At 71.1% G+C, this 12,897-nt stretch carries 8 protein-coding genes; 1 reads left to right on the top strand and 7 read right to left on the bottom strand.

The features are described from left to right. Nucleotides 1-312: 312 nt before the first annotated feature. The 7 genes from panD to MZC64_RS28485 all read right to left on the bottom strand — a co-directional run bounded on the left by panD (nucleotide 313) and on the right by MZC64_RS28485 (nucleotide 11,904). Nucleotides 313-732 carry an aspartate 1-decarboxylase gene (panD, locus tag MZC64_RS28515; RefSeq protein ID WP_247761678.1) on the bottom strand — a complete coding sequence of 140 codons (420 nt, stop codon included), beginning with the start codon at nucleotides 730-732 and terminating at the stop codon, nucleotides 313-315. Between the two features lie 140 nt (nucleotides 733-872). Then, a complete protein-coding gene (locus MZC64_RS28510; protein ID WP_247761679.1) occupies nucleotides 873-1,112 on the bottom strand; it encodes a hypothetical protein in 240 nt (79 codons plus the stop codon). Beyond that, complete coding sequence (locus tag MZC64_RS28505; protein ID WP_247761680.1) at nucleotides 1,109-1,561, bottom strand: nuclear transport factor 2 family protein; 453 nt, start codon at nucleotides 1,559-1,561, stop codon at nucleotides 1,109-1,111. Before MZC64_RS28505 ends, MZC64_RS28510 begins: the two co-directional genes overlap by 4 nt. A 138-nt stretch (nucleotides 1,562-1,699) precedes the next feature. Beyond that, on the bottom strand, nucleotides 1,700-8,797 hold the full coding sequence (locus tag MZC64_RS28500; RefSeq protein ID WP_247761681.1) for a type I polyketide synthase: 7,098 nt from the start codon (nucleotides 8,795-8,797) through the stop codon (nucleotides 1,700-1,702). Between the two features lie 78 nt (nucleotides 8,798-8,875). Beyond that, the gene (locus MZC64_RS28495; protein WP_247761682.1) at nucleotides 8,876-9,649 is read right to left on the bottom strand and encodes a TIGR03084 family metal-binding protein; all 774 of its coding nucleotides are present in this window, start codon (nucleotides 9,647-9,649) and stop codon (nucleotides 8,876-8,878) included. 41 nt (nucleotides 9,650-9,690) lie between these two features. Further along, complete coding sequence (locus MZC64_RS28490; protein WP_247761683.1) at nucleotides 9,691-10,743, bottom strand: hypothetical protein; 1,053 nt, start codon at nucleotides 10,741-10,743, stop codon at nucleotides 9,691-9,693. A 75-nt stretch (nucleotides 10,744-10,818) separates the two neighbouring features. Next, complete coding sequence (locus MZC64_RS28485) at nucleotides 10,819-11,904, bottom strand: serine hydrolase (protein ID WP_247761684.1); 1,086 nt, start codon at nucleotides 11,902-11,904, stop codon at nucleotides 10,819-10,821. A gap of 106 nt (nucleotides 11,905-12,010) precedes the next feature. On the opposite strand from MZC64_RS28485, the gene MZC64_RS28480 reads away from it, so the two are divergent. Continuing rightward, nucleotides 12,011-12,787, top strand: a complete 777-nt coding sequence (locus tag MZC64_RS28480; protein WP_308301082.1) for an SDR family NAD(P)-dependent oxidoreductase — start codon at nucleotides 12,011-12,013, stop codon at nucleotides 12,785-12,787. Nucleotides 12,788-12,897 lie beyond the last annotated feature (110 nt).

Genomic DNA, 12,897 nt, shown 5'->3' with positions numbered 1-12,897 from the left:
AAGGTCATCGTGCTTCCTGACCTCAGACGATGCAACGACCCCTAGAAACCACCCTGTCGTACGGTGTGTTGGCCGTTCTGGACGGCGAGTTGGGCCAACTGGTACGCCGATTTGGCTCAAGTGGGCGTACCAGTTGGCCCAAGTGGTACGGGGGTGCGGATCACGCCGCCGACCGCACGGCCGGTCCAGCGGTCAGCGAGGCAGGCACCGCGGTGCCGCCTCCGCCGCGGCAGGCAGCACCGCCAGCGAGACGGTGATCGCCAAGGTCACAGCGGCGTTTCTCTTGCCTCGCCTGGCTTTTTCGTTCCCGGCTCAGCCCGCGGTGACCGCGCCGGAGCGCAGTTCGGTGTCTCCCGGCACGGGCTCGGCAGCGTCGCGCCCAAGGGCGAGCACGGCGTTGGATCCGTCCACGTGCACCACGCGCGAGCGGTACCCGGCGCACTCGGCGTCCTCAAGCTCCACATAGGACAGAATGATGACCAGGTCGCCGGGCTGCACCAGGTGCGCGGCGCCGCCGTTCATGCCGATGACCCCGCTGCCCCGTTCACCGGTGATGGCGTAGGTGATCAGCCTGGCCCCGTTGCTGACGTCCACGACGTGCACCTGCTCGCCCTCGACGATGCCCGCCGCCGTCATCAGGTCCTCGTCGATGGTGACCGACCCGACGTAGTGCAGGTCGGCCTGGGTGACCGTGGCGCGGTGGATCTTCCCGCCCAACATGGTCCGTCGCATGTGCTTGTCTCCCAAGCTGTTCGCGCGTTGATCTTGGCCCGCAGGCGCGGCAGATCAAGAGTTAGCACCGGGAGACACTCAGCGGCGGCCGAGCGGGTTTTCGAGGTAGGACAAGGGGTACGAACGGGCAATCGGGCCGGTCAGTCCTCGACCGCGGTCAAATCGCCGGGCATGACCGTGGCGATCAGGCCCGCGACGAACCGCGGCACGTCCTCGGCGGCGAGCACCAGTCGCGGTTCGTGGTGATCCGAGCCCTGGAAGACCTCGACCGACCGCACGCCCGGGTCATCCGCCGAACCCGCGACACCGATGATCGTCCAGCGTCCATGTTGCGGCCGGGTGTTGGCGAAGTGGCTGAATTCCGGTTCTGCGCTACTCACAACTGCTCCTGTGCGGGCGGGGCGGGCAGGTCGAGTCCCTGCGCCCAGCTGCGTTCCTGGCCACGCCGGGCAATCCGCCATCCTTGCGGCGTGCGGACGTACTCGTCGGTGTACCACATGCCCAGCAGCGCGACCCGCTGCTCAGCGCCCGGCAACACGATCGAGTTCAGGCACATCAGCCGCCCAGTGGCCCGGTCGCCGTCAACCCGGATGTCCAGGTTCCCGTTCAGGTGCTGGGTGGCCGGGAACATCGCCAGGCTCTGCGCGAGCCATTCCTTCATCTCGGGGAAATTGCCCGCGATGCCGCCGAAGGCGGTGTAGTCGATATGCGCGTCCGCAACAAAAACCTCGTCCAGGGCGGCGAAATCCTTGCTGTCGATCGCGGTCGAGTACGCCGTCAACAGGCTCTGGATCTCCAGCCGGTCGGAGATCTCCTGAATGCCGAGCACCTGGCCTCCTAGAACACAAGATCGGTTACTCCGACCATCATGCTCGCTGAGACAGCGCGGATCACTGTACAAAAAGACAAGAACAGGTGGAAGATCGGGCAGGAGCACGGTTTCCGCGCGCTCCTGCCCGCATTCGGCCTACGCCTTGACCAGCGAGCCCACCCACTGCTCGACCGTCTCGGCGGTCCGCCCGGAGTCCTCCTTGGCCAGCGAGAAGTGGTCCGCGTCAATGGTGCGGACCTCCCCCGCGGGCACCGCCGACTCCGGCAATTCGCCAACCGTGTTGCCGTCCAGATCCCGCCCGCAGCGAACCAGCAGGCGCGGCACGGTGGATTCCAGGACGTCGATGGTGGCGAGTTTGCTGAACCAGTGGGCCATCGCGGACAACCGGGCGGTGGACAGGGTGATCGGCGAGGAACCGATCTTGTCCAGGTAGTAGTTGGTCATCTGGCCGAAGTCGCTGCCCTCGCCGTCGTGGCGGACGCTGAGGGTGTCCAGCATGACCACGCCCTCGGGCCGGATGCCCCAGACCTGTTCCAGCACACCGGCCGCGGCCAGCGCGATGGAGCCGCCGGAGGAGTGGCCGAGCAGGACGAAAGGCTGGCCCTCACTGGCTTCCAGGGCGCTTTCGACGACCGCGCGGACGGCGGCGTCACCGGTGGCTGGCAGGTGTTCCTCGTCGGCGAAGCCCATCAGGGGCAGGGCGCTGACTCGCCTGCGGCCGCGGAAGTGGGCGGCGATGCGGGCGTACTGGTGCACGCCGCCGGTGATCACCGGGGAGCTGACGCAGATGATGGTGGGAGCCGTCGGGCCGTCGGCGAGGATGGTGGCCTTGGACAGGGCGACCAGGTCTGCTGGGCTGTCGAAGGTGGGGCGGAGGTTGGCGACCGCCTTGAGCATGCCCAGGCCCTCGCGGACCTTGCCGGTGTGCACGGCGTCGGCGAAGAGCTGGTCCAGGGTGTCCGCGGCGCCGCCGCCACCGGAGTTGCCGTTGCTGGAACCGCCGCCCACGCTGACGGATTCGGCAAGTTCGGAGCGCAGGCGCTGGGCCAGGGCGACCGGGGTTTTGGTGTCGAAGACGACGGTGGAGGGCAGGCGCAGGCCGGTGACGTCGGCGAGTTTGTTGCGCAGTTCGACCGCGATGAGGGAGTCGAAGCCGGATTCCAGGAAGCCGCGTTCGGGGTCCAGGCCCGCTCGGTCGTGGTGGCCGAGCAGGGCGGCGGCGTGGGTGATCACCAAGTCGCGCAACAGTTCTTCCTGGCCGGTGGCGCCCAGGGCACGCAGGCGGTCACGCAGGCCGGAGGGGGCGGGAGTGCCTGCGGCGGCCGAGCGGCGGCCGCCCTGGATGATGCCGCGCAGCAACGCCGGGACCGCGGTGGACTGGCCTGCCACGCGTTTGCCGACCTTGATCGGGATGATCAGCGGTTCGTCGGATTCGGTGGCCGAGTCGAACATGCGCATGCCCTGCTCGGTGGAGATCTCGGGCAGGCCGGAGGAGTCGATCCGGCGGACCTGGCCCTCGTCCAGGCCGCTGGTCAGCTCGCTGCGTTCGGCCCACAAGCCCCAGGCCAGCGAGGTGGCCGGCAGGCCCTGGTCGCGGCGGTGTGCGGCCAGGGTGTCCAGGAAGACGTTGGCGGCGGCGTAGTTGGCCTGGCCGGGGCTGCCGGTCACGCCCGCCACCGAGGAGAAGAGCACAAACGCGCTCAGTTCGTGGTCGCGGGTGAGTTCGTGCAGGTGCCAGGCGGCGTCCACCTTGGGGCGCAACACCTTCCGCAGCCGTTCGGGGTCGAGTTTGGTGACCACGCCGTCGTCGAGCACCCCTGCCGTGTGCACCACGGCGGAGAGCGGGTGTTCGGCCGGGATGCCGTTCAGGACAGCGGCGAGCGCGTCCCGGTCGGTGATGTCGGCGGCAACGATATCCGCGTCGGCGCCGGCAGCCTGGAGTTCCTGGCGGAGAGTGGCGGCGCCGGGGGCGTCCGGGCCGCGGCGGCTGACCAGCAGCAGGCGGCGCACGCCGTGCTCGGTGACCAGGTGTTTGGCCAGGGCGCCGCCGAGGGTGCCGGTGCCGCCGGTGAGCAGGGTGGTGCCGGTGGGGGCGATACCGCCGCGGATGGTGAGCACGACCTTGCCGATGTGCTTGGCCAGGCTCAGGTGCCGGAAGGCTTCCTTGGCGCGGCGCACGTTCCAGCGGGTGATCGGCAGCGGCCGCAGCTCGCCCTGGTCGAACAGCTCGATCAGGCTGCGCAGCAGGCGCTGGATCTCCTCGGGGTGCACGGTGCCCAGGTCCATTGCCCGGTACCAGCGGCCGTCGAGGTCCTCGGCGGTGCGGATGTCGGTCTTGCCCATCTCCACGAATCGGCCGCCCTCGGCGAGCACCCGCAGCGAGGCGTCCACGAACTCGCCGGAGAGCGCGTTGAGCACCACGTCCACGCCGCGTCCGCCGGTGACCGCGCCGAAGCGGGCGGCGAAGTCGGTGTCCCTGGAGTTGGCGATGTGGTCCTCGGCCACGCCCAGTTGGCGCAGGGTGTCCTGCTTGCCCGCACTGGCGGTGGCGAAGACCTCCGCGCCCAGGTGCTGGGCCAGCTGGATGGCGGCCATGCCCACGCCACCGGCGCCCGCGTGCACCAGGATCGACTGGCCGGCGCGCAGTTCGGCCAGGTCGACCAGGCAGTGGTAGGCGGTGAGGAAGGCGATCGGGATGGAGGCCGCGGTCTCCTCGGTCCAGCCAGCCGGAATCGCGGTCAGGAAGCGTTCGTCGGCGGCGACCGCGTGGGTGCCGAAGCCGCCGGTGATCATGCCGAAGACCCGGTCGCCGACCCGGAGTTCGGTGGCTTCGGGGCCGATTTCGACGACCTCGCCCGCGGCCTCGGCGCCGAAGGCTCCGGCCTGTCCGGGGTACATGCCGAGGGCGTTGAGCACGTCGCGGAAGTTGACGCCCGCCGCGGTGATCTTGACTCGGACCTCGCGGCCGGTGAGCGGGCGTTCGGCGTCCGGATTTGCTGCCAGGACAAGGGCGTCGAGGCTGCCGTGGCCGGTGGTGTCCAGGCGCCACGGGCCTTCAGTGGGCGGCAGCAGGCCGGAGCCGGAGGCCAGGGTGGCCAGGCGGCCGACCCGGATGGCGCCGTCGCGGACCAGGGCCTGGGTTTCGCCGTCTTCCAGGAGGCTGGGCAGGCCGGGCAGCACGGCGGCCGAGCTGTCCTCGGTGTCCAGGTCGATGAGCAGGAACTTGCCGGGGTGTTCGGACTGGGTGGAGCGGACCAGGCCGTGGATCGGGGCGGCGGCCAGGTCGCGGACCGGGTCGTCGGCGCCGCCGGAGACGGCGTTGCAGGTCACGAACAGCACCCGGGTGCGGGCCAGCGCGGCGTCGGCGGTGAGGTGCTGGATGATCTCCAGGGCCTGCGCGGTGAGCTGGTGCGCGGTGCTGACGATCTCGGCGCCGGGGTTGCTTTGCAGTGGCACGACCAGGATTTCTGGGACGCTGCCCGCGAGGTCGGCCAGGGTGTCCACGTAGGTGGTGGCCCGGCCGCCGATCAGTTCGATGGCCGAGGCCAGGCCGAAGATGTCGCCGCCGAGGATGGCCCAGCTCGCCTCGGTCGCGCGCAGTTCGGTGCTCAGCGGGGTCCAGTCCAGGCGGAACAGCGATTCCTGCTCGTCGCGGGCGACCGGGGCGGCGGTGCTGACGGCCGCGGCCGAGCGCAGCACCAGCGAGGCCGCGGAGAACACGGGCGCGCCGGTGGTGTCGGTGGCGGTCAGCGACACGGTGTCCGGACCGGCCTCGGTGAGCCGCACTCGCAGCCGGGCCGCACCGGCGGCGTGCAGGCAAACCTGGTTCCAGGTAAAGGGAAGCAGGCGGCTGCCGGGGTCGGGGTTGGTGGCGAAGGGGACGGCGTGCAGGGCGGCGTCCAGCAGGGCGGGGTGCAGGCCGAAGCCGCCGTTGTCCTCTTCCGTGCCAGGCAGTTCGACCTCGGCGTAGACCGCGTCCTTGCCCAGCCACACCGATTGCAGGCCGCGGAACTTGTGGCCGAACTCCAGGGTGTCGTAGAACCCTTCCAGTGCAACGGGTTCCGCGCCCGCGGGCGGCCATTCGGCGAGCCGGTCGGGCTCGGCGACCGGTTCGGGGCTGAGGATGGCGCTGGCGTGCCGGGTCCACGGGGTGTCGGCGTCGCCGGCGGGGCGGGCGTAGATGCCGAGTTCGCGACGCCCGTCGGCGTCGGGGGCGGCGATGGTGAGCTGGATGGTCAGGGTGTCGGTGGCGCGCAACAACAACGGCACGGCGAGGGTGAGTTCCTCCACCGTGGGGCAGTCGACCAGGTCACCGGCGCGCACGGCGAGTTCGAGGAAACCGGTGCCGGGCAACAGGATCAGCCCGCCGACCACGTGGTCGGCCAGCCAGGGGTGTCCGGCCAGGGAGAGCCTGCCGACGCAGACGACCTGCTCGCCGCCCGCGGGTTCGACCACGGCGTCCAGCCAGGGGTGGTCGGCGCGGCCGAGTCCGGCGGCGGTGACGTCCACCGCGCTGGTGGCGGCGGCGCGCGGCCAGTGGCGGTTGCGCTGGAATGGGTAGGTGGGCAGGGAAATCTTGCGTGGCTGGGCGGCGGTGAAGGCCGGGTCCCAGTCGATCTGGACGCCGCGCACGTGCGCCTCGGCCAGGGAGGTGAGCACCCGGCGGGTGCCGCCGTCCTCGCGGCGCAGGGTGCCCACGCCGAGCAGGGTTTCGCCGGTGTCCTCGCCGATCTCGGTGATCGCGGGGGTGAGCACCGGGTGCGCGCTGATCTCGATGAAGGTGCGGAAACCCTCGCTCAGGAGCTGGCGCACGGCCGGGTCGAAACGGACCTCGCCGCGCAGGTTGTGGAACCAGTGCTCGGCGGTGAAGTCGGGTCCGGTGACCCAGGCGCCGGTGGCCGGGGAGAACAGCGGGATCGTCGGCGTGCTCGGCTGGAGATCGCCGAGCTGGGCCAGCAATTCCTCGCGGATGGTCTCCACCTGCGGGGAGTGCGAGGCGTAGTCCACGCTGATCAGCTTGGCCTTGACACCGTCCGCGATCAGCGACTCGACCAACGATTCCACCCCGGCGACCGCGCCGGAGATGATCACCGAGCGCGGGCCGTTGACCGCGGCCACGGCCACGCCGTCGAGTGCGGCCACGCGCTCGCGGACCTCGTTGGCGGGCAACGGAATCGCGGCCATCGCACCGTGTCCGGACAGCCGCCGGGCGATGGCGGCGCTGCGCAGCGCGACCACGCGGGCGGCGGCGGGCAGGTCGAGTGCGCCCGCGATGACCGCGGCGGCGAGTTCGCCCTGGGAGTGTCCGAGCACCGCGTCCGGCCGCACGCCGTGCTGCTGCCAGATCGCGGCGAGCGCGACCATGATGGCGAAGGAGGCGGGCTGGACCACGTCAACGCGGTCGAGGGTGGCGGTGTCCACGTTGCCGCGCAACACCTCGGTGAGCGACCAGTCGGTGTGCGGGGCGAGCGCGGCCGCGCATTCCTCGATCTTGGCGGCGAACACCGGCGACTCGTCCAGCAGCGCCTTGCCCATACCGACCCACTGCGCGCCCTGGCCGGGGAAGACGAAGGCGATCCGGCCCGTCTTGCCGGTGGATCCGTTGACCAGCGCGGGATTCGGGAGTTCGTCGAGCAGTGCGCGCAGTCCGGCGGTCAGCTCCTCGCCGTCGCCGATGACCACGGCGCGGTGCTCGAAGCGGCTGCGGGTGGCGGCCAGGGAGTAGCCGAGGTCGACCGGGTCGCCGGGGTGGTCCAGGAGGCGTTCGGCCTGGGCGCGCAGAGCTTGGGGGCTGCGGCCGGAGAGCAGCCAGGGCAATGCGGCGGGTTTGACCGGCGGTGCTTCGGCTTCGGCGGGCTCCTCGGCTGGGCCCTGTTCGAGCACGATGTGCGCGTTGGTGCCGCTGATGCCGAAGGAGGAGATGCCGGAGCGACGCGGCCGTCCGGTGTCCGGCCAGGCGATCTTCTCGGTGAGCAGGCGGACCTCGCCCGCGGTCCAGTCGATGTGGCTGGAGGGGGTGTCCACATGGAGGGTCTGCGGCAGCACACCGTGCCGCATGGCCAGCACCATCTTGATCACACCGGCCACGCCCGCGGCGGCCTGGGTGTGGCCCAGGTTGGACTTGACCGAGCCCAGCCAGAGCGGGATTTCCCGCTCCTGCCCGTAGGCGGCGAGCAGGGCCTCGGCCTCGATCGGGTCGCCGAGCCGGGTGCCGGTGCCGTGCGCCTCAACGGCGTCCACATCGGACGGAGTGAGTCCGGCGGCGGCCAGCGCGGCCCGGATAACGCGTTGCTGGGACGGACCGTTCGGCGCGGTCAGCCCGTTGGAGGCGCCGTCGGAGTTCACCGCGGACCCACGCAGCAGCGCCAAGACCTGGTGCCCGTTGCGGCGCGCGTCAGCCAGGGTTTCCACCAGCAGCAGGCCGACACCCTCGGACCAGCCGGTGCCGTCCGCGCCCTCGGCGAATGCCTTGCACAGTCCGTCCGGCGCGAGCCCGCCCTGCCGGGTGAACCCGGCGAAGCCCATCGCGGTGGACATCACGGTGACCCCACCGGCCAGGGCGAGCGAGCACTCCCCCGACCGCACGGCCTGGGCCGCGGAGTGCAGCGCGACCAAGGAGGAGGAGCAGGCGGTGTCGATGGTGACCGCCGGGCCCTCCAGGCCGAGCACGTAGGCGATCCGGCCGGAGACCACGCTCGCGGCCAGCCCGGTGCCCGCGTGCCCGGCGACATCCTCGCCACCGCGCAGCACGAGTTCGGAGTAGTCCTGCCCGTTGGTGCCCACGAACACGCCGGTCTTGCTGCCCCGCACCGCGTGCGGGTCGATACCGGCCCGTTCGAAGGTCTCCCAGGCGGTCTCCAGCAGCAGGCGCTGCTGCGGGTCCATCGCGAGGGCCTCACGGGGTGAGATGCCGAAGAACCCGGCGTCGAAATCGGCCACCCCGGTGAGGAATCCGCCCCGGTCGGTGGCGCTGTGGCCCTCGCCGTCACCGCTGAGGATGCGCAGGTCCCAGCCTCGGTCGGTGGGGAACGGGGCCATCACGTCCGCCCCGTCGGCCAGCACCGACCACAGGTCCTCGGGCGAGGCGACCCCGCCGGGGAACCGGCAGGCCATGCCGACGATGGCGACGGGTTCCTGCCTGCCGCTCTCCAGCTCCTCGAGTCGCCGCCGGGTGTCGTGCAGATCGGCGGTTACCCACTTGAGGTAGTCGACGAGTTTGCTGTCTTCCGGCATATGGTTTCGACCCTTCCCGTGGGACCTGCGTGGCAAGTCTTGGGGGGACGGGCCAGGGAAATCCCTAGGGTGTGGCCGTCACAGGAATACGCGGGCGATCTCCAGCCACTTCCGCGCGTCCACGCCGACCGCGGTGAGGCCGGTCTGGTCCAGGGACCTGCGGTGGGTGACCCGCAGACAGAAGTCGAGCGCACTGCCCCCGACCAGTTGGTCGGCGTCCGCGGGGCCCCAGGTCCAGGTTTCGCCGTCGGGACCGGTGAGTTCGACGCGGAACGGCGCAGGTGGGGTGGGGAGCTGGGCGGCGTAGAACGACAGTTCTCGGCCTACGACGCCCAGTGCGGCGATGTGCCGGAGCCGACCGGTCGGTTGGCGGAGGACACCGAGGGTGTCGAAGATGTCCTGGCCGTGTGCCCAGGTTTCCATCAGCCGGAGCGGGACCATGAGCGTTGCGGTCAGTTGCGAGCCGAACCACGGGAACGCGTGGTCCAGTGGGATGTCGCCGAGGGCCGCGGCCAGCTCGGTTCGGCCGGTGCGCCAGCGTTCCAGGAGTGCCGAACGCGGGGTGGCCGCGCCCGCGGCGGCGTCCAGGTCGGCGTGGTCGCTGCCCGCGGCTTCGGCCTGTTTCAGGACGAGGTCGAACGCCTCCGGGGTGCGGATGGCGGTGAGCACGTTCTCGTCGGCGATGGCGAGGTGCGCGATCTGGTGGGCGATGGTCCAGCCCGCGGCCGGCGTGGCCTGGGACCAGTCGGGGTGCGCGGAGACCAGGGCGTCCAGTTCCTCGCCTTCGGCCACCAGGTCGGGCAGCGCGATGGCACGGTCCACAGTGGACAGGTCAAGGCCGTAGTCCAGCATCCGGTATCACTTTCACCTGCGGCGACGGAAGTGACGCCAGGCTAGAACGGGACGGAGTACGGCCGCTCCCGCACCAGCTCGTAGATCTTGCGCAGCCACGGCTCCCGGACGGCGGGCAGCCGGGCCAGGGTGTGCCGGAATACGTCCAGGTCAGGCCGGGTCGGGCCGAGTGGATGCCGCGGCAGCGGATCGTCGCGCAGGACGCTCACGGGCAGGCCGCCACTGACCGGAATCGGCCGCTGCACGGGGTGGAAGACGAGGTGCGTCCACACCTCGACCGCCAGCGGCACGGGGATCGCGGTGCTCTGCGGCTGCCATGGCTCGCCGGTCTGCGGGTGGCGTGGCACCAGGGCGATGTCCGCGGCGGCGGTGGGCAGGCCGGGTCCGGCCAGGGCCGCCCGCTTCGCCGGTGGGCCCGGCGGGAGCAGCGCGTCGAGTGGGCGGCGGAACAGGTCCGCGAGCGGGCCGTCGGGGACGGTGACGGGTGCGCCGTCTGATGCTGCCAGGAGCAAGGCCAGCGTCATCCCGGTCGCCGCCTCCCAGCGCGGGTCGCTCCACCCGGACAGATCGATTGGCGGGAAGGGCTCACTCGCCGCCACCAGCTCCGCCCAACCGAGCGGTCGGTCCGCGGGTCCGGCGATGGGTAGTTGACGCACGGCGTGCGGGGCGAGCCGGGCCTCCTGCCAGTACGAGCAGTCGTCGATGCGGGTCGCGACCGGTTGTCCGCAACGCTCGCAGGCCAGGTTGGGGCCGTCGCTCCCGGCCACCCCCAGGCAGTAGCCGTCCAGTCGGTCGGGAATCAGGACGGTGCCGTAGAGGTCACCCGGCGCGAGGACGATCGCTCCCGGTTCGCCGCAGGAGAGGGAGTACATCGGCGCGAACACACCGCGCGCGGCTGCCGCGTCCTCGCCGATCTCGCTCCAGCGCCGCCAGGGCGGGCCGGCGGGCTCCGGGTCGACGGCGTAGGTGCCCGGCTCCATGAGTGCGGGAAGCAGGGTGTGCCCGTAGCTCTGGTGGGCGTGCACCGGGAGGGCGATACGCGATACCGGATTGGTCAGTACGGCGTCGCATTGCGCGCACGCGAACACAGCCATGCGTCCTCCCCCACCCCTGGACCCGGGCAGCATGCCAGCTCCGCGGTCGGGGGCCAACCGATTTGGTGACCGGCCTCAGCCGCAGAGCGCGGTCTGCACGACCTTGAGGTAGGCCGCCCCGTCAGCCTCTGTGTCCACCGTGGTGACCGACCCGATAATCCGCCTGCTCCCGTCAGCGGTGCTCAAAGCGAGGCTGAGATAGCCGAACAGGCCGCCGGTGTGGCCCCAGACCTGGACGCCGCAGGGGAAGGTCAGGCCGCGGAGACCCAGTCCCCAGCCTTCGCTGACCGGAGTGGTGCGGGTCAGTTCGGCCTGCTGGGCGGGGGCCAGCAATCGGCCGCTCAGCAGGGCGGTGAGGAAGCGGTCCAGGTCGGCGGTGGTGGAGGTCATGCCGCCGCCGGCGCCCCAGACGGTGGGGTTGTGCGTGGTGACGTCGTGGAGGCGGCCGTCCACCCGGAGGTAGCCGTGGGCGTGGGGGCCGTCCAGGAACGGGTGGTCGCTCGGGGTGCGGGTGTGGGACAGGCGCAGGGGTTGCAGGATTCGGCGGCGGACCTCCGCGGTCCACGGGCGGCCGGTGATCTTCTCGATGAGCAGGGCCAGGACCTCGTAGCCGGTGTTGGTGTAGGCGAACTTGGCGCCCGGCGGGTGTTCCAGTGGGCGCTGGGTGGCTGCCCGCACGGCGTCCAGGGGTGTGCGGTGGTCGAAGCGGCGGTCCAGGAAGAGTTGGGGGGACTCGCCGATCGGCGCGATGTGGTCCCAGAGACCGCTGGTGTGCTGCAACAGGTTCCGGACCGTGATGACCTCGGGATAGGGCAGCAGGCCGGGCAGGTGGCGGGACACCGGGTCGTCCAGGTCCAGGCGGCCTTCGCCGGCCAGTTGCAGGGTGGTGGTGGCGACGAAGGTCTTGGTGATGCTGCCGATGCGGAATCGGCCGTCCAGCGGGACCGGCTGGTTGCCACCAAGCCGGGTGGTGCCCGCGCCGACAGGGAAGGACGCTCCGGTGCGGGTGACCCGGTACTGGGCGCCGATGACGCCGGTGGCGACCAGGGCGGTGGTGTCGCGCTGAACCGCCTCCCGCAGTGGATCGGGGGCCGCGGCGGCTTGGCTCGGCGTGCTCAGGAGCAGCAGCGCGCACAGGGCCGCGGCGGCGCGAACAGGCATCATCGGACTCCCCCACCGGTGTCGTGTTCCCGGTCCATGCTGCCCGAAATCGGGGCGATCGGCTCGTGGACAGCCACAGCTCCAGCTAAATACCTGGTGGTGGCGAGTGGGCCGTCCGCAGGATGCGGGCATGCAGTCACGGGTAGCGGTGGTCACCGGCGGTGGGTCCGGTATTGGAGCGGGTATCGCGCAGGCGCTGGCGGGCCTGGGGCATCGGGTCGCGGTGCTGGACCGGGTGGACAGGGCCGCGACCCGGGTGGTCGAGGAGATCCGGGCGGCCGGTGGATCGGCGTTGGCGGTGTCCGCTGACGTCAGTGATCCCGGCGGTGTCGACCGAGCGGTTGGCGAGGTGACGGCGGCCTGGGGACCAGTGGGCATCCTGGTCAACAACGCCGGGTTTGCCAGGGACAACCCGGTCCTGGACATGCCGCTTGCCGACTGGGATTCAGTGCTGGACACGCATTTGCGGGGCAGTTTCCTGTTGCTCAAGGCAACGGCGCCGGGCATGCGGGCGGCGGGCTGGGGGCGGATCGTCAATATTTCCAGCATTTCCGCGCTCGGGGACGACGAGCGGGTCAACTACGTCGCGGCCAAGGCTGGCCTGGAAGGGTTGACCCGGGCGGCTGCGCTGGACCTCGCGCCGTTCGGGATCACCGTGAACGCGGTGGGGCCCGGGGTGGTGCAGACCGCGATGACCACGGTGAGCGCGGCTCGGGCTGGGCGAACCTTGGCGGAGCACCTGGAGGTGCAGGCGAAGTCGATTCCGCGGGGGCGGATCGGGACGCCGCATGACATCGCGCGGGCGGTGCTGTTCTTCGCGGCTGAGGATGCGGATTTTGTTACGGGGCAAGTGCTTTACGTCAGTGGCGGGCCGCACGGCTGACATGGTCGTGGGCTGGGGTCAGGGCGTCGTCGCGCCTGACCCCAGCCCACGGGGCCTTACTGGGTGACCGGTACGGCCTCGGCATTACGCCGTGGTTCCTCCCCGTACCG

The sequence above is a fragment of the Crossiella sp. S99.2 genome (genome assembly GCF_023094165.1).
Lineage (GTDB): Bacteria > Actinomycetota > Actinomycetes > Mycobacteriales > Pseudonocardiaceae > Crossiella.
Note: the sequence above shows the minus strand (reverse complement) of the source record. Positions and strands in the feature narration are given on the sequence as shown.